A 24,734-nucleotide genomic window follows, 5' to 3' on the forward strand; every position below is an offset into this window, starting at 1 on the left:
GTATCATCCACTTGCTACTCACACATTGCTTATCTGGAAATCAACATTCCCAAATTGGCAATGGTTGCCTTAACGGTTTCAAGTGCCTCGACCGATTTTTTATTCCGCTCGGATTCCACTTCTACAATGGCCAAGACTTGTTGAGCAGCTGCAGAGGTCTCTTCTGTCACACTGGAGACGATATTCATTTCATGCGCAATATCTGTTGTTTTGGTTTGGAAATTTTGTTGATGCTCAACGATTATTCCCATAATTTCATTAACTGCTTTGATAAAAGCAGACAACTGATCTACATTTGTGATGACTTGCTGCAGCAAGGCGTTGCTTTCTTTTTGCGCTATCTCACTTCTTGCCACCTTCTCTTCGATTGCATCCGCCTGTTCCTTGAACTGTTTAATAATGACCTGGATGTTTTCAGCGGATTTGTGGGATTGCTCCGCCAATTGCCTCACCTCATCCGCTACTACCGCGAAGCCTCTGCCGTGTTCGCCTGCACGCGCTGCTTCAATCGCTGCGTTTAGAGCCAGTAAATTTGTTTGGGAAGCAATTCCTGTGATGAGGTTTACGATCTCATGGATCTGATTCGTTCGATCAGTCAATCCTTTCACGACTTGTCCTGTCTCAAAAACCACCGTATTTAATTGGTTCATCGTCATTTCAAACGTTTCCAGCAAATTTTTGCTGTCCACTGCCAATTCATGGCTATCGGTAATACTCGTTGCAACTTTTGTAACATTTTCCAGTATACTTCCTGTTATTTGTTCCATCTGATTCAGCTTATCTGCTGAATCGACTACATTTTCTGCCTGGCTCTGCGCTCCGGCAGCGATTTCTTTAAAAGACAAACGCACCTCATCAGAAGTGTTCAAGGACATGACGAAATTGTCCTGGAGCGTTTTGAAATGCTTCTGGAGTTGGCCAATAGTCATGTTCAACATTTGTTGAGTACGCTCCAATTCATGTTGCCTCTTCTTTACTTCATTCTTCTCCTTTTCCACCGAATGGATAAGATACCGCCCTATTCTCGTTACTCCCCAAAGAATGATGACGGTTTCGATCAAGATCCCCATGGAAATATTCATCAGTTCGACAGGTCTATTCGGGAAAAACGTTTCATGCCACACCGCATATCCGACATATACGAGTACGACTAATGAAGCTCCCGTAAACAAAATCAATCTACCGTTTAGATAAATAAGAGGGATTGCCAATGTAAAGTAGATCGTCTCAAACACATTCGGAGCAGCATTGAACAAAAGCAGGTTCAATACTCCGAACAGAATGATGAGTACGGAGAGAATGTACTTGAACGATTTTTCCAATGCTTTCACCAGCGATAAGCTGATTCCTGTAATCATAATGAGCAGCATGGAGCCAAAAAAGATGAGATTCGTTTGACTAAGGAATGGGAAGTTAGTCAAGACATTTGCCTCTGCAAAGGTCATCACTACAAAGATGACCAATAATACAAGGTTATTTTTCTGCCTGTCCCTTTCAAGATCATTGAGGAACGTATTCGCCAACCAAACTAACATGGGAAAGCTCCTCCAGTCACAATGCCATGAATTCGATCGTTAAGCAATTTCCGTGCCTCCTCTTGATTGGTTATGATTCACGCCATTCAATTTACTGACTGCATGTCATGACGGAAAGTGATATTTGTGTCATATGACAAAAAATCACTAGGGAGCCTAGTGATTTCATCGGTTTAGACGATGCCATGTTCTTTTGCAAATGCAGTTGCTTCGTCCCTGCTTTGTACACCCAATTTTGCATAAATGCTGGAAATGTAGTTTCGGACGGTTCCTTCAGACAGGCTTAATTTTTGCGATATCTCCTTATAGCGCAACCCTTGTGTCAGGCATTTCAAGATTTGCAGTTCGCGCTCCTTTAAACTGTGCGATTTCATGGAATGGCCGGACTCAGAACTCTACAGATTGATACCGCTTTCATCCACTGCCTTTCATCAAAATGCTGATTTTTTTCCCAATCTACTATAGAATCGTGAACTCAATATGAACTGTGACGCAAACAAAAAGACGCCCCCTGAGAGCGTCTTTTAACTGTGTCTATGCTATTTCTCTTCCACTGGCCCGTCTATAACGTCGCTTTTTTGGCTTTTGGCGTATGGGAATTCCTTCACTTTCCTGAAGACAATTTTCCATTGCTTCCCCTTTTTTTTCGATGGGCAATGTAACGTGCTGAGTACCTACTGCTTTGGTGGAAAATTCAACTTCTACCTCTGCACTTTTATCATCCTTTACATCAACGGAAACAATGCGGAAATTCTCTATTTTTTCGTCCGAGTTCTCATTTTGCTTGTACGCCTGAATTTGTTCCTCTTCTGTTGCAAATCTAGGATCGTCTACCAGAGCCGCAGCCTCTTCGTATTTCTGGTTTGCCAAAAGATCAGCGAAGCTTTGAACGACTGCCTCCGCTTCTTTTTGAGGCTCTTCCTCAGCGCTGGAGATGCCGGAGAAAGTCCATCCGCCTGCAAGAACAGCAAGTACAAGCGCCGAGAAACCGATCCGCTTTTTGTTCATGTACATTCCTCCCAAAACGGCCGCTTTTGGCCGCTTTTAATGCCATGCCAGCAAATACGCCAAATTCCGGTGAAGCTATCGTGAACGAATACGAAAATTCGTCCATCTATTCCTTTTCACCTACTTTTCACCGAATGAAAGACCGTCACTCTCTGACGACCCCTTGAAGCAAGCGCTTTTTCTCCATCATACATTTGTTCCAGAAAAAATTTCCATAATAAATCCCGAACTGCCTGTAAAAGATACATGTGGGTTCGATATTTAGAGTAAGGGGAACCCCTCTGGACCTTACAATCAACTCTAATCAATGCCGGGAGGACAGACATGGGAATTTTAAGCGGAAATCCACAAGACGAGCCAATGCATTACGGTGAAGTCTTTGGTGTTTGGAGTTACCTTACCGTAACCAAAGGATTGTTGGTAGGCTATCAAACACTCATTAACCACACTGGCGACAAGGACTTGAAAACGTTTCTGCAAGAGCTGACGCAAAATATGAAGCAGGAAATCGAGCAAATTGAAAACCTGCTGAAAGTGAATGGAGTTGCTTTGCCTCCTTCTCCGCCAGAACGTCCGACAGCGAATTTGGAAAGCATCCCTGTCGGTGCAAGGTTTAATGATCCGGAAATTGCAGCCAGTGTATCCTTGGATATTGCTGCCGGGTTAGTATCGTGTAGCCAGATTATCGGACAGTCCATTCGTGAGGATATTGGGACGATGTTTGAGCAATTCCATAAGGTGAAAGCAACGTACAGAGCGAGACTGTTACGTATGAACAAAGAAAAGGCATGGCTGGTCCCTCCACCCCTTCATCTGCAAACACCCGAACTTGCCCATGTATAAAGATATTCAAGACGGCTACCCTAAGCTTCGGGTGGCCTTTTTTCTTTTTCCATATTGAGCATTTTGTTCTCTGGAAGTCTGCATCCTGACCATGTGACCATGCCAGCGACAACGTAGTGCCACAAAAACATTTCGGTCTAGTTCCTCGGATTCCGTTTTCCGAATGGCTTTCAATGACGCAAGAAAGTGAGCAAACACACATTTTGCAGTAATTCCATATCTGTCCTATTCACCCCAAGAACGCAAATCATATCCTATCTGGAATCTGGAAAGTCGGACACTCTGGCTAACCTGTTCAGACACCTATGCTTGAAACTGCTTGGCGAATAGGAGTTGAGAAGTTGGCACGTTCAGCGAAAAGCATCTTCCACAGCTCTGTTAAAATCGACGTCCTGATTCCAGCTATTGAGAAAGACCTTGGCACTCTTCCTTATGTCATTGACAGTATCCGTAAGCAAGTGAAGCATCCCATCGGCAAGATCATGGTTGTATCGCCACCAAGCAAACGAATCCAGGCTCTTTGCCGACGGAAAAACTGCACTTTCATCAACGAAAGACGCGTCCTGCCGATTAGCAAAAAAGACATTCACTATCAAACCAAGCGCACCAATCGCTCAGGCTGGCTGCTCCAACAATTGTTGAAGCTGGCAGGAGGAAGCTTGACCAAGCAACGATATTATCTTGTGATTGACGCCGATACCATTCTCATTCGCCCTCACGTCTTTCTTTTCAACGGGAAAACCGTTTTTTACTGCCGGAACTGGAGTCGTCCCGAGTATTTTCGCACCTACAGGAAATTACTGGGGACCAGGCCAACCGCCTCGCGCTCTTTCGTTGCCCACTATATGCTGTTCGACAAATCCAAGCTCTCCCGACTGAAGCGTAAAATCGAAGCCATGCATAAGACCAGGTGGTACTGGGCCATTATCAAAAAGACCAACAAACAGAGTTATGCCGGCTTCTCCGAGTTCGAAACTTACGGGAACTTTGTGAAAGCGCACTATCCTGGTCAACTGGTGGTGAAAAGTGCGCTTAACAAAAGTCTTTGTTCAAGACCGGCTTCACTTACACGTAGGCGGATGATTAGACTGGCTCAGAGATACAGGTCTATCTCTTTTCATAAACGTAGATGGTATATTCGGAAGAAGAGAGGGAGGAAATGAAGGGTTGGCGCGTCTAACTGCGCAGGTTTAGCTTTGGCCAGATGTGACATAATATTGAAAATAGCAAAAACAAACACACACCTCCTTTACAACTACCAATTTTAGGTATAAATTACAGTTGTTAGTATAAATTCAAAGGAAGTCGAGTTTTTTATGCTAAAAAAAAGTATAGTATCGAGTTTGGGTGTTTTCTTAATTACGGTGTCTCTCACACATCCAACTCAAGCTGCAGAAGTTAATCAAACGCTTTCAAAAGTGTCCGATCAAAGCATCTCCTCCCACGCATCCCTCAATCAAGCCCAGGCCACTAGTTCCAGCTACGGATCAAAAATGTGGATTAGGAACAATCAAATCGTACCGCAAGGATGGGTCATTACAGACAGTTCGGCTGATAGATTTGAAATCACCAGTATTATGGGTGCGAAAAAAGGTGCGAAACTTTGGATCAGGTATAATCAAGTTATTCCGGCTGGATGGGTTGTTACCGATCGCTTTAATACCCTCATCCAAATCACTTTCCTTGGGTAGTGGCGCTGGATAGGGATAATCCGCTCTCTTAGTGAAATGACTGACGTTGAGTGTTGAGATAAGAACAACCTCTTTCATTTTTCCTGACCATAAATCTAGTATTTCTTCTCCATGACTTGCCTCCTTTGCGTTTGAAAATAAAAGGGCGCCAGAACGAACCACCCAAGTGGAATATCTGGCGCCCTCTCGCATCGTAATGGACGTCCTCGATTGTCTCGGTAGCGCTGAACGCCAAAAATCCCCTTCTTTCACGTCGTGGCTGTTAACCTTGACCTGCTTTGTGGCAACGCACCGCTCGACTTTGGCGGAAACTGTCTCTGCAACTGCGCGGACTGGTAGCCAAGGTGTGCCGATCTTGAGGTATGTTGGCGTTTACTTTTACAGGTTTGCTGCTCACGTACTCCGTCGTCGGCATGGATACGCTGCTGGCTGGCCCTGTGCCTTTTATCCCAAAAAGGTTATTAGCCTTGACAGTCAACCCGCTTTAGCCCTCTCCAGAATGCCTGGGCGATAGTCAACGAGGCAGGGACGCGCGTTGTGCGTATGTCTGCAACAGCTGCCGGAGTTATTTTGGCGATAACCTCCTGTTGAGTCATGTTTACGCACTCTCCCTTTCGCCGTTGCCTGCCGCCAAAGTTGGTGCATAAGGCTCTCCACACTCGCAGCCAGACCATTGACCGTACTGTTTCGGAAGTTTACTCATTTGGGGATGAAGCTGGTTATACTTGCCCTGAATCTCATTGAGTTTTCTCTCGTACAACCGTAGCGCGACAAAGAAGTTTCGTGGATTATATGACGTCCGATCCCTTACCTCCGCAATCCACTGCGCGAGGATTTCCATGAGGCCTTCGTCGTCTCCCCGTTCTGCCGCAGCCTCCCAAATACCCTCCCCGCCATGTGCTGCGATCTTGATGTCGACCTTGAGTTACCTGTCTTTGAAAATATCTTTGTCACATCGATGCTCGCTTTAATCGTCCGCTTTTATCTGGTCAAGCACTTCATCCAGCCTTACATTCTTGGCTTCATTTTTGTAAAACCCGACTTTTTCATGATTTCACTCCTTATTTATCATATCGTGTGTTTTGTTAAGAACGACCTATCCCACTGCGGCGACATTCCTAACGTTGTTTTTTACGTCTGTGTTCCGTACATGAGAACAATCGTCCAGTCAAAGGGAAATTCCGTGAATACCCTACCTTAGATCATCATAAGGAGCTGATCTCACTTGAAAAAGAAAAAATCCAAGTCAAAGCGATTCAAGAAAGTAAATGGTCGATTGGTTGAATTTCGTTATCCTAGCTTCCAAGATTGTATGACTGAATGTATGCGTGTAAGTCCGCCTCAAGAAAATGGCACCATGTGTGAAACGATATGTATGCCTTATCGGAGACCAGAATATATAGTTGATGAACAGTGTTACTCTCGTTGCCGTCAGTACGAATCTCACAGGTATTGTGATACAATTTGTGCACAGCCCCTGGATGTTTATCCTTAAAAATGTAGGGGCGTAAGAGCATCATCCACAAGAGCGACATATTCCTCGTTTCGCAGTATGAACTTATTCCAACTTCAGCGACCTGTCATCCTGCGGTGACGGGTTTTTGTTTGTTGAAAAAACGTTTATGGTTGTAGGTGGGTCTCGGCCAAATCATTCCGTTTAATGAGCAATCAGCAAAGCAACTGTTAGCGATAATGACAAAGAAATCATGTTAAACCACGCTTAAAACTACAGAATGTAAATTTTTTAACGGTCAGACAGTTACATCAACAGCTTCACATGGAGTGGCAGGCAGATAGGCCCGCTTGCCATAGGATACATGTTTACTGGCATCGCTCAATCGTTGCAGCAAAGTCGGCAAAAAACGGATGCCAGAACCTCTTTCCTCCGTACACCATACCATGCAAGGAAACTCCTTAATGTTCAGCACCCACTCACGCACACCCGGCTATCTGTTCCTCAAACGTTTTCTTTCTCCATTTGTTCCCCCGCTTTCTTCTCAAAATGGTAGTGCAATCGGTACAGACATATCTCTTTTGTCCAACGGTACAGAATCGGACTTTCCTCAGGGGCAATATCAAAATTCAGGGAAAACACACCGTCAGTAAATATAACCAATCCCTTCGAGTTGCCGCTCCACTTGCTCATCGGCATCTCGGCTATCAACTGGGACACTTGTTCCTCGTTGTACGTCCATAATTTCTGTGATGATTTGTCCGAGAAATCAATCCGTTTGCGGAATTCCTTTTCCGTCAAATATCGGTGAAAGAATGGGGCTACCTCCTGTGGAGTTACGGGCTGATGCCATCCTTGTTCCCCCCGATTAAGCATGTAAAGCAAAACGATCATTTTATAGCTTTTTGCCATTCCAGTCGCTTCGACTTCGCTAAGCCAATGCTCATATTTTTTCAGCAGTTCACTCTCTTGTTCCCTTAATTGACCAGCCCAATCCAGAAAACGGACGTAAGACTTGAATTCCTGTCTGTACTCACGGCTGTTTTCTCTGCCGTGCAAATGAAGCTCCAGATAGGTTGGAATCCGCCCCAATTCGCGTTTCACTTCCTCAAAAGCATGGAGAAGTTTTTCCCTGCGCGGCTGTTTTTTGTATGCCAATTCCTGCAGCAGATTGATTACGCCTGTTTCCAGTTCAATGGCACAATTGGGCGGCACAACCGGTTTCCAGTCAGAATTCTTTTTTCTTGTATCCTTTTTTGTATCAAATAGACTTAGTTTGACGTCAGCATTTCGATAGTTCCCAATCAAATCAATAATGGTGCAGTATTCCTTGGTAGGATACAATCGCAAGCCACGACCGACTTGCTGGGTAAAAATGGTTAACGATTCCGTCGGACGGACAAACAAGAGCGTGTCCACTGAAGGAATGTCCGTTCCCTCATTAAAAAGATCGACGGTAAAAATGACTTCTAGCTCTCCTTTTTCCATCTGGCGAATCGCCTCTGATCGTGGCATTTCCCTCGTCTTGGAGTGGAGGCTAAGCGCCCGAACACCTTTATCATGAAAAAATTTACTCAAGAAATCTGCCTGACGGATCGAGGAGCAAAATGCAAGGGTTCTGGTTTGCTTATGCTTGCTCCAGGCTGCAAATATTTTTGCTGCCATTTCTTCTTTAAGTTGAGCGTGCAACAGCTCTTCTTCATCATAGCGAGTGCCCAACCAGGAAATTTGGGAATAATCCGTATCGTCATACACACCATAGTACCGAAACGGAGCCAACCATCCACGCTGTACCGCTTCAATAAAATCGAGCTGAAAGGCAACATTTCCATCACAGATGGCGTATACGTCTTTCCCGTCTGCCCGATATGGCGTCGCCGTGATTCCCAGCAAGAAGGTAGGTTGGAAATAATCAAGTACACGCCTGTATGAGTTCGCCGCAGCATGGTGAAACTCGTCCACGATAATCAGGTCAAACTCGTCAGGGTGAAACATTTCCAGATGTCGCTTCATGCTTAGCGTGTAGATGGAGGCAAAGACGGAATCCGCTTTATTTTCCTTTGACTGACCGTCATAGACCCCGCAGGTTCGTTCCGGCAATACTTCCATAAAGGAACGACGCGCCTGGTATAGCAGTTCTTCTCTATGGGCGATAAAGAGAATCCTGTTAAAGTTCCTTGCAAAAAAAGCAGCCAAATACGTTTTTCCCAGTCCGGTAGCCATGACCACCATCGCTTTGTCATAGCCCTCACTCATCGTTTTCTCCAACTCTTCAAGAGCGATTTGCTGGGCTGGTCGAGGTACAATACCGCCATAGGAAGCGATCTCTTCTTTCAGCAGGAAGGAATCCTGTTTTGCGGCATACTCGAATGCCGGCATGGTTAGTTCAATCTCTTCCGTTTCTGTCCACGTTTTCACAAGTGAGGGATGAAGCCGGTGATACTCATCATACTCCTTTGCATAATACAGACAGGTCTCGCTGTTCAAGGGAACCGTCTGCTCATGGTAAAACAGGTGCATGAATCTGGTTTGTGCTTCTTCAAATGTCGTGGGTGCGGCCTTGGCCTGCATCGCCAGATTCCACTCGACACCATAGGTAAATGCCGAACGAGACAGATTCGATGAACCAACAATGAAAACTCCATCGTTGTCTTCATATTGGAGAAGATACGCTTTGGGATGAAAAGCTGTTCCACCGCTACGCCACAGGCGTACTTCTATACGTGGGTCAATCTCAAGCAGTGCCTGCAACGCATCAGGTTGCGTCACATACAGGTAATCTCCAGCTAGCACCTTTACTTCTGCTCCACGTTCGACTGCCTCTTTCAAATACAGCTCAAGCAGGCGAACACCGGAGTACATGACAAAGGAGGTCAGTATGTAAATGGAGGAAGCTTTCTTCATCTCCCTCGCCATTTCTGTGAGTAGATTTTCCGTAATAAGTCTGACTTCTGCCATTAATCTTCTACCTCATGAAGGAACAGCTTCCTCTCAAAGCCTCCCCGCTTATCCGCTTTGGATCTGCGAATCTCTTCCAGATCCCTTGGGGATGCTCCGTGAACACGGGCTAGCGCATAGACGACTTCCAACAAATCGGCCAGTTCTTCCAGACTATCCTGATCGGATTGGGCAGTATTGTACTCATCAAGCTCTTCCTGGCACTTTTCGCGGAGTTTGACCACGTATTCATCATCCGATAATACGCTGGTCGTATATCGTTTACCCGTTGCTGCGATGATTTCTGGTATACGGTCTCGGATCAATTTGTTGTAGATCGGCATAGTAAATTCTCCTTTAGGGATAAGGTACCAGATTGGGGATTGCTTTGCGAATCCCCCCACGCGGATCTTCCATGTCGCCCTTGTAACGGGGAATCAAGTGTATGTGCAGATGCATCACGGTTTGTCCGCCGTACTCCCCAACATTGACGCCAATGTTGTAGCCGTCGGGGGCGTATTTTCGATCAAGCAGTTCTTTTCCTGTCTTGATGAGTTCATGAATGGCCATGATCTCTTCATCTGTAGCAGCAAAGTAAGTGGCAACATGACGTTTGGGTACGATCAACAAATGGCCTTGTTGAACAGGGTATTTATCATAAAATGCAATGGCTTTGTCGTTTTCCAGGATGATTTCAAGAGATTGTGTACGACAGAATGGGCAGGGGAAGTCTTTGTTGTCCGTATGAATCTGCATAGTCATTTTTTACATCCTCTTCCTCTGTTAAAGGTAAAGATTTTCTTCAATTTACTTCCAGTATTTTATTCACCACATTGGTTAACTCTTTCATGTTCCCAGGCAAAACTCCGATTGCTCCAATTCCCGATCGTCTGCTTTGGTCCTGAGGATCGACGTAGTACTCATAGGAACCTTCGACCTCGGAAGGAAACAGCACCCATGCACTCCTTGTTCCGATGATTGCATCCTTGTACGTGTGCATTTTATCGATATCTTCTTTTTTTACAAATCGGCTGCAGCCATCTTCATCCGAACTTACCGCGTACTTGAATTTGGCATCAAAATGATACCAATGATTCCGCCAATGCAAGCTGATGTCCGGCCGATAACTTTGGGAATAGGAGCCTTCTCTTCCTGTTCTTTGGCCGACAAACGTCTTATTATAATATACATCCAGACTTTCTTGCCTGATAAGAAACGTTACCTTCAGACCATCGCGCAGCACATGAATACCATCTTCGTTAAATTCCCGTTTAAAGGTGATTGGTCGGAAACCGGATATCTCCTTTATCGCATCGATGATACTGAAATAACACCAGTATTCGAAAAGAGTAGCGATGTTCCTACCCTCAATCATCGCGATTAAATCTTGGTATGGAAGCGGATAATTCGAACCCAGTAAACTTTCCTGATAAAACGAATACCACTGACGGTAGCCGTACTTGTTTTGTAGTACCGTAGAAGTTGCCGGAATGTACTGCAAATCACCGACATCGAATAACCATGCTGTGTCCAGCATATCCTCGAAAGCTCGCTGCATCTCTAAATTATCTCTTTTCATGTGAAGATGGCCAAAAAACAACTTTCTTGACAAGCAATATAAATTAATTTTTCTTAAGTATTTACTAATCACCCACTGGTAAATTATGCTATTCTTGAGTTAGTTTCAAAGTTATTGCTAAGGAGAATATGCTAATGGCTAAAATTAGACTGTCTTCTTTTCGTCCAGAAAATAAATTTAGAGAATATATAAGTGCTGAAGTCCTATATCAAATGAGAGAAACTAACCATCTAATGTACAGAAAGATATTTCGTGCTCATCTTTATTGTCCTATTTTGGATTGTAAAGCAAGATTGAGACATCACCGTCCCAAGAATGGATTAGGAAATGCATATTTTTCAACATGGCCAAAAGATGAGCATAAAAAAGGATGTTCATATGCATTTGAAAGAACCCCTGGCGGCGGCGTAACAATCGTTGAAGATACTGACGAACCAAACAATGTAATTGTCATAAATAAAAAACGTGCTAAAGACATAATGAAAAGAGCATTAGCTAAAAAAGATAGCGCAAGGACTGAATCAGCAGAAAAGACAGATGGACAAAATCCCAAGGAAGCGAACCGAAGTAAACAAGATCCAAATATTAGTCAAGTAGTTTCGTTTGATGAAAACGGTGTTAATTCTGGGAAGAAACGCAATGTAGTTCGGTATGTAACGGTCGATGATTTATCTGACGCTTTGCTAGGTAAGCTCGTATGTGTGACTGGAAACCTTAGCTCGATTAGATTCGGTAAAGATTACGGCTACTTAAACGCTAATGACTCTAAAAACAACGATGTCTTCTCTGTGGTGTTTAACGAGAGATTTAGTGTAGAGTTTCCAGGTGATTTTCATAGGTTATCTCGAATTACCAAGGATGAATTCTCACTTTTCTGCTCAATAGGAAACTTAACTAAATCAAAGGCGGGTAAGTATCAAGTCTATCCGGAAACCCCCTGGCTTATTGGACTTTTCGAGTCTATAAACTATTTTGTGTAAACTCCTAACCTTCTAAATAGGGGCTGCTGAACATTTTGTCTCTAGGTCCATTGAGGCTGGCGGCTTAGATTCAACAGTAGTCTGAAAATCGGCAAAAAGAGAACACGTAGCTTGCGTTCGAGATTCATGACAAGCAGTTGCAAGGCGATCACGGTTTCACTTGTCTCCCGAAGGCGTGCTCGAATACGCCCCAGTCCGTAGGAGCGTTTGCCTTCTCCAAATTTCCCTTCGATTGCGTTGCGTGCCGAGGCATCCTGCCGTGCCTGGTTGCGATCTTGCTCCTCGTCTTTCTTTGGACGCCCTAAGCTCGGGCCGCTCAGCCGTATGCCGTTTTGCTTGCAAAAGCGAAGGTTTTCCCGGTTTCGGTAGATTTGGTCGGCAAGAATTGCTTCGGGATAGCAACCATATCGTTGGACGTACGCCTCTACGGCCGCTTTCAATGTCATGCTTTCATTGAAGTTATCCCAGGACAGCTTCTCCATCCGAGCGTAACCATCCACCAGACTGATCGCTATCTTGGCCCCAAACTCAACGGATGCGTTCACTTTCCCGCGTACAATCGGACGTACATGAGGCTGAGAAAGACTGACGATGCGATCTTCTACCGAGTGGCTACGTTTGTTGTACATCTCCTGCTGTTGGCGGTACAGTTCGGATATGACGAGCAATTGCCGATACTGCCAAGGACTCAGTTGATTCAAGCTGGTTTTCTCTGCAAGCATTTTGATGATGCGAAGATTTCGGGAGACATAGCGAAGCTGCTTCCCAATCGCTTTCCGAACGGCTTTGGCACCAGCCCGGCGTTTCTTGGCGATCTCGAGGTAACGTTTACGGGCGGTGTGGCGATAGGTTCTTGGCTTTTTCGTCTCTCCGATGTAAGGCTCGTGCAGCACATCAATGATCGCTTCGAGCTTTTCCCGTGCCTCGTTCAGCAATTTCAGGTCGGTCGGATACGAGATGTCCGCTGGTGCGCAGGTCGCATCAAGCATGAGTGTTCCTTTATTTTCACTTGCTCATCACTAGCCTGAGCAGAGCAGGCATGAGAAGTTTTGTCCTTCTTCGAAGGACCCGAAGGGTCGTTCTTGTCATCTTCTTTCTCACGTGCTGCTTCTTCCTCCAGAATCCATTCATTGATTTGCGTGACAACGTCTGCACCCAATCGTTTGCGAAAATGAGTCATGAGCGAATGATGAAAGGGTGGTTTATCCTGAAAACCGGGTAGCCCGAGGAAGTATTGGTAGTACAGGTTTTCCGTGATCTGTTGCACCGTCTCTCGATCATCGAGCTGCATGCGCTCCTGAATGTACAAAGCCCCCAAAGCCATACGGACAGACAAGGGGATTTGACCACGCATCGATTTCTTGAATGACTTCGCGTATTTTTCTTCCGCTCGCCACCACGGGATGATGGCGGCTAGTTGAACCCAACGATTGTCTTTATTCAATTTGCCACCGAACGGCAAGAAAAAATCTTCGAATAACTGTAGCTGGCTTTCGGGGATACGATACATGATCGGCTCACTCCACGTGCACGGTTTTTGGTGAAAAGATCGTATTTTCCATGCACCTAATTTCGATCCGAGAGCACGTAAACCCTTGTAAATTCTAAGGAATTTGATTGTTCAGCAAGCCCTAGTTACATTTCGCACATCTCGTCCAATGCCGCGGCTATCTAAATAATCTGTGAGAAACTTATAATTCTCTCTATAACTTTTTAACGTCCTCTCTTTACTTCCCTCAGCCACTTTCGCGTAATAAAACCTTTCAAACATCAAATCGAGTGAGAAATCCGATTTAACAGAAAAACGATCAAGTTTAGTTGTTTTCCGCCCTTTACGCTTGTCCATCGCGCCCATAAACGCAAAAACGCCCCTTTCCGTTTGATGCGGAATAGGAGCGTATGGGTTCACGACCAGTCCTCGTTCGACCTTCCGCGACCACCGACACCTTGCGTCACAGTTTCCGGTACGTCCAGCGGTCATTCGGTCGGGCAAAAACGTTGATATGGCGCGGTTTTTACGTTATGGTGATCCGGACTGGGTTCGAACCAGCGACCCCCACCCTGTCAAGATGGTGCTCTCCCAACTGAGCTACCGGATCGTGAGATATGTATGTGATCTTGAACCAAGCAACTTATGTACTCGCTTAATGGTGGGCCCTGTAGGACTCGAACCTACGACCAATCGGTTATGAGCCGACCGCTCTGACCAACTGAGCTAAGGGCCCGAATCGCTCCGGACGTCGATCACATTTATTACTATACAGCATCCCGAGATGGATTTCAAGAGGAAATGAATAATTTCTTGTAATTTTTTTCACTCCTACGAAAACCCCACGAAAAACCGCGTAAAATCAGGCTTTTGGCGTGCTATTCTCCCTCCCAAAAACAAGAACTTGCACACACACTTTTGAAAAAATCTCGCTAAAAACCAAAAAGTTCTTCGAAAAACCATTCACCAGCCTGAGCCTTTTAGGCTAATGCCCAAGCTTTCAGTTAAGGCTTTCAGTTGAATTACTCGTTGAGGTATTGATTAGATATTGGTTGAGCTACTGGTTAAGTTACTCAGTTGGTTACTAGCTGGTTACTCAATTGAGTCCTTCAGTTGATGTATTCAGCAAAGCGTTCCGTGTGATTATCGACTGAGAAAACTTTCCGTGAGGCTACCAACTGCGATTTCCAATGGAGCTTTCCAAATGAGCTTTCCAAATGAGCTTTCCGATTGTGCTTTCCAGTTGAGCTTTTGGCAACAGTGATGACAACAGTTGTCATCAATACAAAAGAAGCGACTTTCCAAAAAGTCCCAATAAGCAAAATCACCAAAACGCAACATTGGTTTATTAGGGCTATTGAATTTCAAAAGAGGGCATCTCTAAGTCATTAAAGCGACTTTTGAGACAGCCCCGTCGAGTAAGCAAGTAAGCAAGCAAGTAAGCAAGTAATCGAACAAGCAAATAAATGAAATACACCCCACCCCCTCCCCCCCCAAAACAAAAGCCATCCCCCCGCCGCTACTCTCCCCACCCTCCGGCTCCGCCCACCCAAACAGCAGCGAACCCAAGCATGGAAACAGCACCAACGAAAAAATGACTCTCGCTCATCCAACACAATATCTTTTCCCACAGCTTCCGTGGCAAACGGAAAAACAGCAAATCAGAAAAAACTTCGGCAAATAAACGCCTCACACTACCTACTTAAATAGATAGCTACAATACATAGATAGCTAACAATTCAGGCCATTACATCCCACAGCCTTCCCTGCTACCCTACCCTGCTTGCTCCGTCCCTTTTCCTTCGTCCTCCACGCGCAGCTCCGTTTTCAACGCTTCTCCTTCCGAGCGCTCCAGCTCCGCTTCCTGCTCATCCCGCATGCGATGGGCCATCCGGCTGGAGGCGTTTGCTGCCACACTTGCGACCAGGTCGTCGAGGAATGTGTGTACGCGGCCTTCTGACGACTTGGTATCCAGTTTTTTGATGACGCCGACTTTATGTTTGTCCAGATGCCCGAAGGTGGTGACGGCGATGCTGCCGTATCCGAAGACCGATCCCAAAGCCAGCGTCTCGTCGCAGCCGAACAGGCCTTCGTCTGTGGCGATGATCGACTGGAGCGGTTCGGACAAAAGCCCTTTTTCCGCCAGCGTATCCAACTCAATGCCCACCAGAATAGCGTGCTGCATTTCCCTTTTTTCCAGGACAGCTTTCACACTCTCGATGCACGGCTCCATGGTCAGGCCGGGATGGTACGGAGACTGCATGAGATAAACGATCTCCGCGATGTCCTCCACCGTGACGCCACGTTCTGCCAGGCGATTGAGAGCAGCGTTTCTGACTTCGATGCTGTGTACTTGCTTCTTCATATAAGAGACAACCCCTTCCACAAATCAAGTGAAGTCGTTTCCTACCATAGTATCACACGGTGACAAAATTGCGACAATCTTTCGCCCAAAGAACATGCGAGCAACCTTCCCGCCGCTTGCGAAAAAGGCATGCAAAAAGCGCTTTGCCACAAGCTGACCGCCTTTTTCGTGGTCGCGCAACACGAAAGCATTGGGCAGGCCATGCGCTCTCCTGTATAATGATTTTTGTGCAAACATCCATAAGGAGGACACCGCTGTGGCTCTTGAGGAAATCGTCTTGGACAGCCGGCATCTGGGAACGCCGGAAAAACTGATTGTCTACACCCCTACACGCTATTCACCGCTCTACTCCTACCCGGTCCTCTACGTGCAGGATGGCGACGATTATTTGGCCATGGGCCGAATGGCGACCTTGCTGGACCGAATGATTGCGGACAAAGAGTTGCCCGATCTGATTGCCGTTTTTCTTCCTGTCGAAAAAACAAAGCGGTTTGACCGCTACCATCCGGACGGCAAGGAGCATCTCGCCTACACCCGCTTCCTCGCTGATGAAGTCGTCAGCTTCGTGGATTCGCATTATTCCACGCACCCGCTCGGCAACGGGCGAACCTTGCTTGGGGAATCGCTCGGTGGCGTCGTCTCCCTGTTTACGGCGCTGGCTTACCCGCATACGTTTGGCCAGGTGGCTTGCCAGTCGGGGGCCATGGACGAACAGTTGAACCGCCGTGTCGCGGAAGCTGAGCTGACAGTGCCGCAGACGTTTTATCTGGAAATCGGGACAAAAGAAACTGCTGTGAACTCTTCTCGCGGCGTCCTGAACCTGTATGCGGCCAACGAGGAACTGCGAACCATTTTGCAGACGAAAAAGGCCACCCTCTTCTACGAAACATTCGAGGGTGACCATACGTGGGGCCACTGGCAGCAGAATCTGCCGGGTATGCTGCGCACGCTTTACGGGTAAACTTACCGTGGCTGTTCTTCCTGCGGGCCTTCATCCTTTAAGGGCGAAACGAAAGCTTCTTCGAACTCTCCTTTGCGAATCGCCGACAAAATGGTGAAGGTCAGCACTGCCAGCAGGAGCAAGACGAGAAAAATGAATGTCATCATCATGGCCGTGTACATGCAGTGCGGCACCTCCTTGCACTACACAGTGTTTCCCGACGCGGCCAGAATATACGGTTCGGCGCATAACATTACACAAATGAAGAATTTTCTGTTAAAATAGTCTCTTGTAAAGCATATATACTATAGATAGCAAGGAGGAGTGGTTCTCATGATGTATAGTATTGTGATCTTTCCATCCAGCAAGGTGCAAGAAGTGGCCAACTCTTACCGGAAGCGCTATGACCCGACATACGCTTTGGTACCTCCATATATCCGCTTGAAAGAAGCCTTTAACCTTGAAGAAACCAAGCTGCCAGAGCTGGTAAGCCATCTGGAGCAGGTTGCCTCCTCTACCGAAAGCTTTACTGCTCATTTCCACCGGGTGTCTACTTTCCATCCAACGACAAACGTCATTTATTTGGCCGTGCAAAATAAAGACCCGTTTACCGCTCTGCACGAGAAGATCGTGAACCAGTGTGTGGCGGAAAAAGAAACCTATGCGTACGTACCGCATCTGACCATCGGGCGCGACCTGTCCGACGATGAGCTGCGGGATGTAACTGGACAATTGAGCATGGCAAAAATCGACCTGACGAGCGAAATTGACCGCTTCCACCTGATCTATCAGCTGGAGGATGGCATCTGGAGCGTGTACCAGACGTTCCTCCTGAAAAAATAAAGCAAAAGGATCGCCCTCCCCGTAAGCATTGGCTTGCCGGGAGGAATCTTTTTTCGGCAACTTTTTACGGCAAGGCAAGTAGAAAAGGACGTGTCCATCATGAAGCAACCATCCTATGTCATCCAAAAAGCAAGCTCTGACAAACAATTGCAGGATGCTCTCGCCGTGCGCAAAGCGGTGTTCATTGATGAGCAAAAGGTGCCTGCCGAGCTGGAGATTGACGAGCATGACCAGCCGGAGAGCGGCACCATTCATTTTGTCGCGTATAACGAGCAACAGCCCGTCGGGGCAAGCCGCTTGCGGCCATATGCGCCCGGCGTGGGAAAAGTCGAGCGCGTGGCGGTACTCAAAAGCGAGCGCGGCACCGGACTCGGACGCCAGATCATGATCGCCATGGAGCAAGCGGCAAAGGAGCTCGGCTATGACAATCTCAAGCTGAATGCCCAGACGCACGCGCAGCGATTTTACGAAAAGCTCGGCTACGAGCCGCATGGCGATGTTTTCGATGAAGCTGGTATCGAGCATATCGCGATGGTCAAGGCCTTGCGCTAACAAGTCTGTGCCTGCAAGCGCAAAGCCAGGCCAGATCGCAAAAACGCAAAAACGTTTCGTCTCGCCGTCCGTCCTCCTTCATACTGGAAGCGGAGGCTGACAGCCAGGGGCGTCTCAAAGTCGCTAATTCGACTTCGAGACGCCCCTTTTGTCTGTCTGAAATGTTGCTATCGGCATGTTTCTGATGGTGAAACCGCCCTTTTTGGACAGCCCCTTCCTTTTCGTGAGACAACAGGCTTTGCCGGCTCTGATTCGTTGTCGCGATCGAGCCAGTTACCTTGGCAAGCCATCACCTTTTACATCATCGAATCATGAGCCTTGCTGCCTTGCTCCTTCTCACTTCCGGGCAACTAAACCTTTTCCCTCTTTCGTCTCCGCGCCACTTCCCGCAGTTGCTCTACTGCATCCAGCGACGCCGTATGGGAGCCGAGCATGGCGTGAAATGGCTCCTCGCCGCGCCAGCCGTGAAAATCCGAGCCGCCTGTCATGATGAGGCCATGTTCTGTTGCCCATTTGCTGTAGCGCAGCTTTTGCAGTTCGTCGTTGTCCGGGTGGTTCACTTCGATCCCGTCCAGCCCGAATGCGATCAACTCGCGCACAAGTTCGTCATCGTCGTACAGCCCCGGATGCGCCAGCACGGCTACGCCGCCTGCCTGCTTAATCAGCGTGATCGCTTCCTGCGGCGTGATGCGCGGAGGGTTGACGTAAGCGGCCGCTCCTTTGCCCAGGTACTTGTCGAACGCTTCCTGAATCGTGGCGACGACGCCAAGCTCGACCAGCTCCTCGGCAATGTGTGGACGGCCGATGTTTTTGTCCGTCCCCTCCTTGCGGCGGTAGACGTTTTCCAGTGTGATCGCAATGCCGAGTTCCTGCAGGCGGGCGATCAGCAGTTGGTTGCGCTGATGGCGTGTCTCGCGCAAGCTCACCAGCCGCTCCTGAAATGCCTGATCTTCGTAAGGCACAAAATAGCCGAGTACGTGGATGTCCTGGCCATTGCCGACCGAGCTTACCTCCACCCCCGGAATGACTTCCACGCCGAGCTTCGCTCCCGCCTCGATTGCTTCAGCGACACCTGCCACCGTATCGTGGTCCGTAATCGCGAGTGCAGCCAGTCCGGCCTCTTTTGCCAGGCGCACGTTTTCCGCTGGCTCGCAGGTGCCGTCTGACGCCTTTGTATGCGTATGTAAGTCTGCCTGTTTAAGCATGTTGCTTCCACTCCTTCTTTTCTTTTTCTCCACGTCTGAATTTCGCACACCGCTCATAGGATGGTATCAAACCCGAATTTTCACACAGGTTGAGCCAAGGAGGATGTCCATGCGGTTAAAAAACAAGACCCTGACCGGTGTCGTGCAGCCACTCTCCTATGTCGACAAAATGCTCAGACAGCAGGGGTTTCACCGATCAGGCGGGGATGGCATGCCCACGTATGATGTCGTCATGTACGATTCTGCCAGCAGCCGCACGTATTTTCTGCGCATTCCCACCAATCTCACCCACTCGTCAACAGGCAAGGGCGAGATGACTGTCAAGCTGGGTCATCCGTATCTGGAAGCGAAATTTTACATGAACGCCTCGGAAGAAATTTTCTTCATACCGAAATCCGTTCGGGAGGCAGCCGAACACAAGCTGGCCGAGATTGCCGATTACCTTTCTTCTCCCTCCGCTCCATCCTGAACCGTGCTCCATAGCCAACTGTTCGCAGCAAACCGATAAGCCACTCTCTTCTCTTTTGCCAGACCGACAAGATAACCCATGAAGGCCGTCCGGAACAGGGCGTAGCTTGTAGCGTTCTCGATGGAAATGCCCAAACGCTCGCACAGAAGGACGAAAGCGTCTTCCAGTCCGCGCTCCTCACGCAAAATGTCTTCGATGACGGAGTAAAGCCGTTCATGCCACTCCATATTTTTGTGCACCGCACCTTGAGCGGAGGAGGTGTACGCTCCATGACCGGGCAAATACCCTTTGCATTCGGTCGAAAGGAGCTTGCGCAAACTGTTCATCGTCTCATGGGCATCGACGAGAAACGGCAGCTTGTGCTTTTCCAATACTTCTTCCCCCAAATAACTGTCCGCGGCAAAGCAAATATCCTCGCAGATCAGTCCGACCTGCTGATAGCTGTGCCCCGGCAGCGAAAGGATCGTGAAAGACACACCGTCGATTTCCAGCATCCCTTCCAGTGGAAGGAGGTAATCCACCCGGGAAGCTTGCGCCAGCAAAAACTTGTTTTTCAGCTCCGCAAGCGGTTCTGCTCCCATGTTCAAATAAATGGGCTCCAGAATCGGATAGCGCATGATGGCTTCTTCCAGCGGTGGCGCGTACACTTTGGCTTCGGGCCAGCAACCGAGCAGGTAGGCGTTTCCTCCGAAGTGGTCAGCATGGGCGTGTGTTTGAATGATCGCACACAAGGGCTGGGCAATGGCATCCAGCCCTTTTTTGATTTTCTTGGCGGTTTGCGCCTCCAGTCCGGAGTCGATCAGAATGGCTCCGTTGTTGCCGATGACCAGGCCGATGTTGACGGGACCGGGAAAAAATCCGACCCGTTCGGTTATCATTTGCGGTAGATAGGCAGACACATGTTGTCCCTCATTTCATCCTTTTCCTATTTATTTTCTCCAAAATGTCTGCTTCCCCTGCCCTGGTTGCCGATCTCCCGGTTTCTTTTATACAAGGAAGCGAGCGGGCCGATGATCGTATACGGAGGCTTCGGCCGTCCAAGCCCGCTGAACATGTGTGTCGTCGCCGCTACCGCGATGATCGTCACAAGCGAAAATACCGTGCGCTCCAGTCCGATCGTATGCAGCGAGCAGATGACGATCAGTCCGTCGATGGCGAGGATCAACAGCGCCACCGATATGCGAAAGCGTCTCGCCAAAAATTGCGCCAACAGATCCGTTCCGCCTGTGTTTGTTTCAAAAGCGAGCATCAGACCAACGCCCATCCCGATCAACACGCCGCCCGTCACAGATGAGACAGACGTCGAAAAGCTGTTGAAACCGCGCAAATCCGAGAGTACATCAATAAAAAAAGAAGAGATCAACATCCCGTGAAAGCTGTGGAAAAACAGCCTGCGGTCATAAAAAAAGACGAGGGCGTAAACCGGGATACTGACAAACAACATCACCATCCCGGGCGGCCATTGCATGTAATACGTGGCGAGAAGCCCGATCCCGATCATTCCTCCGTCCATGAGACGGTGCGGCACCAAAAACAGGTTGACGCCAATGGCAACGAGCACACTACCTGTGATGATCGCAACACTTTTTTGCAGCCAGTACACGCGCCTCCCCTCCCCTGGACAACTGCTCGCTTATGTGTATGAAAAGACCCGTTCGCGTATGTCCTGCCAATGGGCAAAATGCGCTGTGGCAAATCGGTATGAGTAAAATGTTCGTGGGCAAACCGAAAAGAAATTTTTGAAGAAAAATCAGTTGGAGGGTATAGAAAAGGGCTTCTCTTCTTGGTAAAGTGTAAAGCGCCAAAACCAAACACACCAAGGAGGAGAAACCCTGTGAGCAAGTTTACCACGGAATTTCCCACAATGAAAGAGCTTGAAACGTTGTTGTTTCGAACGTTGCAGGAACAGTTCGCTGCCGGTATGGCTTATATTTTGGAAGCGTTGGACGAGTATCTGATGCATCAACGGGATCATTCACGCTTTCGGCTGAAGGACCAACGAGAAGTCCAGATCGACACGCTCTTTGGTACGGTTCGATTCAAACGGCGATTGTATCAGGATCGCGTGAAGGGTCAACATGTGTATTTGTTGGATCGTATGCTGGCCTTTGACGGGCGGGAGAAGCTAAGCCCGTTTTTGGAAGAGATAGCGATCGAATTTGCTAGCCAAGGCCCCTCGTACCGGGACAGCGCAAAACGCTTGGAAGCGTTACTGGGGTATCGGGTACTGAGCCATGAGGCCATTCGGGACAAACTAATCACGCGGGTTGAACAAGCATCAACCATCGTGTCGAAAGCGACCCGAAGGTCGGTTCGCGTATTGTTTGTGGAAGTGGATGGACTTTACACCTCATTGCAGAGGCAGCGCCAGCGGGGAATGGAAAATCGAATGGCGATTGTGCACGAAGGATGGGAACAAGAGGGGGACCGAGTGCGGCTTAGGTCGAAACGCCATTACCTGCATACGACGAAGGGAGAGTTCTGGGAAGGGTTTGGCGACTTTCTGGTTCGTCATTACGACATGGATGAAAACACATGGATCGTAGTCAATGGGGATGGGGCCAATTGGATTGGAGAATGCGAATCCTACTTTCACCGCTGTATTTACACACTGGATCGCTTTCATGTGGCGCGAGAATTGCGCCGATTCCTGGGTCAGTTGCCAGAGACGTGGCAGACGGTACGGCAGGCGTTGGTGGCCTTTGAAGCGGATATCTTGCTGGCGACAGTAGAGTCCGTACCGGAGGAAAAGATTCTGGAAGAGCACCGGAACGAATGGCGGAAATACGTGGCCTATTTACGGCGGCATCGAAGGCATCTTATCGACTATCGAAAGGTTCTGGGTGAAGCTGGTATCGACACGACGGGCATGCGTCCAATGGGGAGTGCGGAAGCGCAAATGCGGGTGATGGCAAAAAGGACCAAACGAGGCGGCTACAGTTGGAGTGTACGGGGAGTACAAGCGATGTTGCGAGCCATTATGGCACGACAAGAGGGAAGTCGTTTGAGCGGCCAGGCGATAGCGAAGAAGCAAGTGTTACAGCCCAACCCAATGGTCCGAGTGAAGGACTTGCTACGGGAAGTGAAAGAGCAGGCAAAAGGCTATATAAACGGGACGATCCGCCTGTTGCACGGGCCATATCAAAGCAGCCCTACCGGGCTGGCCTTAAAAGCCCTTCGCGGATGAGGCAAAAATCGAGTGGAAGAAAGGAATCATACAAAAATAAAGCGCTTTCAAGAAGAGGAAACCAGAAGTCTTATTTTGGAGACAAAAAAATCCTGCCCACTATGGCTTGACTCACACGGCAAATCGGAACGTTTTGACTGTTCGGTTGACCTGTTGGTATACTTACCTGTAACAAGGAAGCTACGAATGTTTCGCCATTTTTGTTCGTACATTTAAAATACACTTAGCGTTACGGAGGTGAATTCTCCACCTTTCGCACCGCGGGAGGCTGGAGGTGCGCTTGGAGAGTCCGATCGGGGAGATTACGCTGAATCTGCTGCTTGTGGTGTTTTTGGTCCTTCTGAACGGCTTCTTCGTCGCAGCAGAATTCTCGTTGGTAAAAGTTCGCCAAACGCGTCTGGCCCAGCTCGTCAGTGAAGGCAACAACAAGCGTGCCCGCTACGCGCAAAAGGTCACTCGCGAGCTCGACGCCTATTTATCTGCCTGCCAGCTCGGCATCACGCTGGCATCGCTTGGACTAGGCTGGGTTGGTGAGCCTGCAATCGCCCATTACGTCGAACCCGTCATGGCCTATTTCCAATTCCCGTCCTATATGGTTGGGCCCGTTTCGCTTGCCATTGCGTTTGCCATCATCACCTTTTTGCATATCGTGTTCGGGGAGCTTGCGCCGAAGTCGCTTGCGATCCAAAAAGCAGAGGCACTCTCTCTGTGGACGGCTGCTCCGCTCATGTTATTTTACAAGCTCAGCTATCCGCTCATCTGGTTTTTAAACGGCGCGGCCAATCTGTTCATCCGGCGCTTGGGCATCGAGCCTGCGGCGGAAAACGATCCGGCCCATACCGAGGAAGAAATTCGGCTGCTCGTCAATCAGAGCCACAAGAGCGGCCACATCGACCAGACGGAAATGGCCCTGGTGGACAATGTGTTCGAGTTTTCCGAACGCCTTGCCCGGGAAATTATGATCCCGCGCATTGATATGGTTTGCCTGTACGACGACAATACATTTGATGAAAATCTCCAAATCATCCGAAAGTCCCGCCATTCGCGCTTCCCTGTCGCCCACGAAGACAAAGACACGCTGATCGGCTTCGTTCATACGTCCGACTTTTTCCTGTCGGCGCTGACGACCGGGAAAGCCGAGCTGAAAGATTTTCTCCGACCGCTGCTCACGGTACCGGAATCAATGGAGATCAGCAGCGTGTTGCGCCTGATGCAAAAACGCCGCTCGCAAATCGCCATCGTGATTGACGAGTACGGCGGAACAGCGGGCATTTTGACCATGGAGGATATTTTGGAGGAAATTGTCGGCGAGATCCAGGACGAATTCGATGAGAACGAGCGCCCGGAAATTGAAGAAAGCGCAAGCAACGCCCTCTCTGTTTCCGGCAAAATGCTCTTGACCGAACTGAACGATTTTCTGACGATTGAGATCGTCTCCGATGAAGTTGATACGATCGCCGGTTGGCTATACAGCCAGCTGAGCGAGGAAGTCACACTGGGAAAATCGGTCATGTACCATGGCTACCTGTTCACAATCAGCGAGCTGGAAAACCATCGGATCACACGTGTAGCGATCACCCAGCCAGACAAGGAGGATTCGCCCTCCGTGCCCGACGATACGATTTTGCTGCACGCCCAATCGTAAAGAACGATCTTTT

The 24,734-nt window shown here is 48.2% G+C and carries 25 protein-coding genes and 2 tRNA genes; 9 read left to right on the top strand and 18 right to left on the bottom strand.

Annotated features, from left to right (window positions below; genetic code table 11):
• Positions 1–29 precede the first annotated feature (29 nt).
• From AAFJ72_RS14725 to AAFJ72_RS14735, 3 genes are all read right to left on the bottom strand, one after another.
• Positions 30–1,535 carry a methyl-accepting chemotaxis protein gene (locus AAFJ72_RS14725; protein ID WP_432774497.1) on the bottom strand — a complete coding sequence of 502 codons (1,506 nt, stop codon included), beginning with the start codon at positions 1,533–1,535 and terminating at the stop codon, positions 30–32.
• Between the two features lie 173 nt (positions 1,536–1,708).
• Positions 1,709–1,909 (bottom strand): response regulator transcription factor, encoded by a 201-nt coding sequence (locus AAFJ72_RS14730; protein WP_122906382.1) that lies wholly within the window; start codon positions 1,907–1,909, stop codon positions 1,709–1,711.
• Between the two features lie 160 nt (positions 1,910–2,069).
• Positions 2,070–2,543: a hypothetical protein gene (locus tag AAFJ72_RS14735; RefSeq protein ID WP_432774498.1), complete on the bottom strand. Its 474-nt coding sequence runs from the start codon at positions 2,541–2,543 to the stop codon at positions 2,070–2,072.
• Between the two features lie 324 nt (positions 2,544–2,867).
• Between AAFJ72_RS14735 and AAFJ72_RS14740 the strand changes: the two genes are divergently transcribed.
• Positions 2,868–3,386 carry a DUF3231 family protein gene (locus AAFJ72_RS14740; protein WP_122906384.1) on the top strand — a complete coding sequence of 173 codons (519 nt, stop codon included), beginning with the start codon at positions 2,868–2,870 and terminating at the stop codon, positions 3,384–3,386.
• A 341-nt stretch (positions 3,387–3,727) separates the two neighbouring features.
• Positions 3,728–4,549, top strand: coding sequence for a DUF6492 family protein (locus AAFJ72_RS14745; RefSeq protein ID WP_122906385.1), 822 nt, complete (start codon positions 3,728–3,730; stop codon positions 4,547–4,549).
• A gap of 324 nt (positions 4,550–4,873) precedes the next feature.
• On the opposite strand, the gene AAFJ72_RS14750 is transcribed toward AAFJ72_RS14745, so the two are convergent.
• The 6 genes from AAFJ72_RS14750 to AAFJ72_RS14775 form a co-directional block, all read right to left on the bottom strand.
• On the bottom strand, positions 4,874–5,269 hold the full coding sequence (locus AAFJ72_RS14750; protein WP_432774500.1) for a hypothetical protein: 396 nt from the start codon (positions 5,267–5,269) through the stop codon (positions 4,874–4,876).
• Between the two features lie 1,559 nt (positions 5,270–6,828).
• On the bottom strand, positions 6,829–6,978 hold the full coding sequence (locus AAFJ72_RS14755; protein ID WP_432774501.1) for a hypothetical protein: 150 nt from the start codon (positions 6,976–6,978) through the stop codon (positions 6,829–6,831).
• Between the two features lie 56 nt (positions 6,979–7,034).
• A complete protein-coding gene (locus AAFJ72_RS14760) occupies positions 7,035–9,488 on the bottom strand; it encodes a DEAD/DEAH box helicase family protein (protein WP_432774502.1) in 2,454 nt (817 codons plus the stop codon).
• Positions 9,488–9,811 (bottom strand): nucleoside triphosphate pyrophosphohydrolase, encoded by a 324-nt coding sequence (locus tag AAFJ72_RS14765; RefSeq protein WP_432774503.1) that lies wholly within the window; start codon positions 9,809–9,811, stop codon positions 9,488–9,490. The genes AAFJ72_RS14760 and AAFJ72_RS14765 overlap by 1 nt, the downstream gene beginning before the upstream one ends.
• A 13-nt stretch (positions 9,812–9,824) precedes the next feature.
• On the bottom strand, positions 9,825–10,229 hold the full coding sequence (locus AAFJ72_RS14770; RefSeq protein ID WP_432774504.1) for an HIT family protein: 405 nt from the start codon (positions 10,227–10,229) through the stop codon (positions 9,825–9,827).
• 40 nt (positions 10,230–10,269) lie between these two features.
• The gene (locus AAFJ72_RS14775; RefSeq protein ID WP_432774505.1) at positions 10,270–11,025 is read right to left on the bottom strand and encodes a DUF2357 domain-containing protein; all 756 of its coding nucleotides are present in this window, start codon (positions 11,023–11,025) and stop codon (positions 10,270–10,272) included.
• A 155-nt stretch (positions 11,026–11,180) separates the two neighbouring features.
• Between AAFJ72_RS14775 and AAFJ72_RS14780 the strand changes: the two genes are divergently transcribed.
• The gene (locus tag AAFJ72_RS14780; protein WP_432774506.1) at positions 11,181–12,026 is read left to right on the top strand and encodes a hypothetical protein; all 846 of its coding nucleotides are present in this window, start codon (positions 11,181–11,183) and stop codon (positions 12,024–12,026) included.
• A gap of 41 nt (positions 12,027–12,067) precedes the next feature.
• On the opposite strand, the gene AAFJ72_RS14785 is transcribed toward AAFJ72_RS14780, so the two are convergent.
• The 5 genes from AAFJ72_RS14785 to AAFJ72_RS14805 all read right to left on the bottom strand — a co-directional run bounded on the left by AAFJ72_RS14785 (position 12,068) and on the right by AAFJ72_RS14805 (position 15,880).
• Positions 12,068–13,536, bottom strand: a protein-coding gene (locus AAFJ72_RS14785; RefSeq protein WP_432774507.1) for an IS5 family transposase whose coding sequence is annotated in 2 segments (ribosomal slippage) — positions 12,068–13,036 and positions 13,039–13,536 — 1,467 coding nt in all. Because the reading frame shifts where the segments join, the coding sequence is not laid out codon by codon here.
• A gap of 111 nt (positions 13,537–13,647) precedes the next feature.
• On the bottom strand, positions 13,648–13,935 hold the full coding sequence (locus AAFJ72_RS14790; protein ID WP_432774508.1) for a hypothetical protein: 288 nt from the start codon (positions 13,933–13,935) through the stop codon (positions 13,648–13,650).
• A 114-nt stretch (positions 13,936–14,049) separates the two neighbouring features.
• A tRNA-Val gene (locus AAFJ72_RS14795) sits at positions 14,050–14,125 on the bottom strand.
• A gap of 49 nt (positions 14,126–14,174) precedes the next feature.
• A tRNA-Ile gene (locus AAFJ72_RS14800) sits at positions 14,175–14,251 on the bottom strand.
• 1,038 nt (positions 14,252–15,289) lie between these two features.
• On the bottom strand, positions 15,290–15,880 hold the full coding sequence (locus AAFJ72_RS14805) for a phosphatidylglycerophosphatase A family protein (RefSeq protein ID WP_432774509.1): 591 nt from the start codon (positions 15,878–15,880) through the stop codon (positions 15,290–15,292).
• A gap of 256 nt (positions 15,881–16,136) precedes the next feature.
• Between AAFJ72_RS14805 and AAFJ72_RS14810 the strand changes: the two genes are divergently transcribed.
• Entirely contained in the window at positions 16,137–16,841 is a 705-nt protein-coding gene (locus AAFJ72_RS14810; protein WP_432774510.1) for an alpha/beta hydrolase, read from the top strand.
• A 2-nt stretch (positions 16,842–16,843) separates the two neighbouring features.
• Here the strand turns inward: AAFJ72_RS14810 and AAFJ72_RS14815 are convergent, their stop codons facing one another.
• Positions 16,844–17,002 (bottom strand): hypothetical protein, encoded by a 159-nt coding sequence (locus AAFJ72_RS14815; protein WP_432774511.1) that lies wholly within the window; start codon positions 17,000–17,002, stop codon positions 16,844–16,846.
• A 151-nt stretch (positions 17,003–17,153) separates the two neighbouring features.
• Between AAFJ72_RS14815 and AAFJ72_RS14820 the strand changes: the two genes are divergently transcribed.
• Positions 17,154–17,663, top strand: coding sequence for a YjcG family protein (locus AAFJ72_RS14820; protein ID WP_122904404.1), 510 nt, complete (start codon positions 17,154–17,156; stop codon positions 17,661–17,663).
• A 99-nt stretch (positions 17,664–17,762) separates the two neighbouring features.
• Entirely contained in the window at positions 17,763–18,215 is a 453-nt protein-coding gene (locus tag AAFJ72_RS14825; RefSeq protein ID WP_432774512.1) for a GNAT family N-acetyltransferase, read from the top strand.
• 350 nt (positions 18,216–18,565) lie between these two features.
• Here AAFJ72_RS14825 and AAFJ72_RS14830 read toward each other — a convergent pair whose 3' ends face one another.
• Positions 18,566–19,420, bottom strand: a complete 855-nt coding sequence (locus tag AAFJ72_RS14830; protein WP_432774513.1) for a PHP domain-containing protein — start codon at positions 19,418–19,420, stop codon at positions 18,566–18,568.
• Between the two features lie 109 nt (positions 19,421–19,529).
• Here AAFJ72_RS14830 and AAFJ72_RS14835 point away from each other — a divergent pair, with 109 nt between their 5' ends.
• Entirely contained in the window at positions 19,530–19,889 is a 360-nt protein-coding gene (locus tag AAFJ72_RS14835) for a YugN family protein (protein ID WP_122904407.1), read from the top strand.
• On the opposite strand, the gene AAFJ72_RS14840 is transcribed toward AAFJ72_RS14835, so the two are convergent.
• Positions 19,859–20,767, bottom strand: a complete 909-nt coding sequence (locus AAFJ72_RS14840) for an MBL fold metallo-hydrolase (RefSeq protein ID WP_432777200.1) — start codon at positions 20,765–20,767, stop codon at positions 19,859–19,861. The genes AAFJ72_RS14835 and AAFJ72_RS14840 overlap by 31 nt on opposite strands.
• Before the next feature lie 47 nt (positions 20,768–20,814).
• Positions 20,815–21,492 (bottom strand): YitT family protein, encoded by a 678-nt coding sequence (locus tag AAFJ72_RS14845; RefSeq protein WP_432774514.1) that lies wholly within the window; start codon positions 21,490–21,492, stop codon positions 20,815–20,817.
• 231 nt (positions 21,493–21,723) lie between these two features.
• Between AAFJ72_RS14845 and AAFJ72_RS14850 the strand changes: the two genes are divergently transcribed.
• Complete coding sequence (locus AAFJ72_RS14850; RefSeq protein WP_122906863.1) at positions 21,724–23,076, top strand: ISLre2 family transposase; 1,353 nt, start codon at positions 21,724–21,726, stop codon at positions 23,074–23,076.
• A gap of 274 nt (positions 23,077–23,350) precedes the next feature.
• A complete protein-coding gene (locus AAFJ72_RS14855; RefSeq protein ID WP_432774515.1) occupies positions 23,351–24,721 on the top strand; it encodes a hemolysin family protein in 1,371 nt (456 codons plus the stop codon).
• The last annotated feature ends 13 nt before the right edge of the window (positions 24,722–24,734 follow it).

The sequence above is a fragment of the Brevibacillus gelatini genome (assembly GCF_050920745.1).
Classification (GTDB): domain Bacteria; phylum Bacillota; class Bacilli; order Brevibacillales; family Brevibacillaceae; genus Brevibacillus; species Brevibacillus gelatini.

Bases quoted from the DNA above. Each gene is read 5' to 3' on its own strand.
- AAFJ72_RS14740 (WP_122906384.1), top strand. From the start codon at position 2,868: ATGGGAATTTTAAGCGGAAATCCACAAGACGAGCCAATGCATTACGGT.
- AAFJ72_RS14835 (WP_122904407.1), top strand. From the start codon at position 19,530: ATGCGGTTAAAAAACAAGACCCTGACCGGTGTCGTGCAGCCACTCTCC.
- AAFJ72_RS14730 (WP_122906382.1), bottom strand. From the start codon at position 1,909: ATGAAATCGCACAGTTTAAAGGAGCGCGAACTGCAAATCTTGAAATGC.
- AAFJ72_RS14825 (WP_432774512.1), top strand. From the start codon at position 17,763: ATGAAGCAACCATCCTATGTCATCCAAAAAGCAAGCTCTGACAAACAA.
- AAFJ72_RS14840 (WP_432777200.1), bottom strand. From the start codon at position 20,767: ATGATAACCGAACGGGTCGGATTTTTTCCCGGTCCCGTCAACATCGGC.
- AAFJ72_RS14765 (WP_432774503.1), bottom strand. From the start codon at position 9,811: ATGCCGATCTACAACAAATTGATCCGAGACCGTATACCAGAAATCATC.
- AAFJ72_RS14735 (WP_432774498.1), bottom strand. From the start codon at position 2,543: ATGAACAAAAAGCGGATCGGTTTCTCGGCGCTTGTACTTGCTGTTCTT.
- AAFJ72_RS14820 (WP_122904404.1), top strand. From the start codon at position 17,154: ATGATGTATAGTATTGTGATCTTTCCATCCAGCAAGGTGCAAGAAGTG.
- AAFJ72_RS14760 (WP_432774502.1), bottom strand. From the start codon at position 9,488: ATGGCAGAAGTCAGACTTATTACGGAAAATCTACTCACAGAAATGGCG.
- AAFJ72_RS14775 (WP_432774505.1), bottom strand. From the start codon at position 11,025: ATGCAGCGAGCTTTCGAGGATATGCTGGACACAGCATGGTTATTCGAT.
- AAFJ72_RS14755 (WP_432774501.1), bottom strand. From the start codon at position 6,978: ATGGTATGGTGTACGGAGGAAAGAGGTTCTGGCATCCGTTTTTTGCCG.
- AAFJ72_RS14770 (WP_432774504.1), bottom strand. From the start codon at position 10,229: ATGACTATGCAGATTCATACGGACAACAAAGACTTCCCCTGCCCATTC.
- AAFJ72_RS14750 (WP_432774500.1), bottom strand. From the start codon at position 5,269: ATGCGAGAGGGCGCCAGATATTCCACTTGGGTGGTTCGTTCTGGCGCC.
- AAFJ72_RS14725 (WP_432774497.1), bottom strand. From the start codon at position 1,535: ATGTTAGTTTGGTTGGCGAATACGTTCCTCAATGATCTTGAAAGGGAC.
- AAFJ72_RS14815 (WP_432774511.1), bottom strand. From the start codon at position 17,002: ATGTACACGGCCATGATGATGACATTCATTTTTCTCGTCTTGCTCCTG.
- AAFJ72_RS14805 (WP_432774509.1), bottom strand. From the start codon at position 15,880: ATGAAGAAGCAAGTACACAGCATCGAAGTCAGAAACGCTGCTCTCAAT.
- AAFJ72_RS14780 (WP_432774506.1), top strand. From the start codon at position 11,181: ATGGCTAAAATTAGACTGTCTTCTTTTCGTCCAGAAAATAAATTTAGA.
- AAFJ72_RS14830 (WP_432774513.1), bottom strand. From the start codon at position 19,420: ATGCTTAAACAGGCAGACTTACATACGCATACAAAGGCGTCAGACGGC.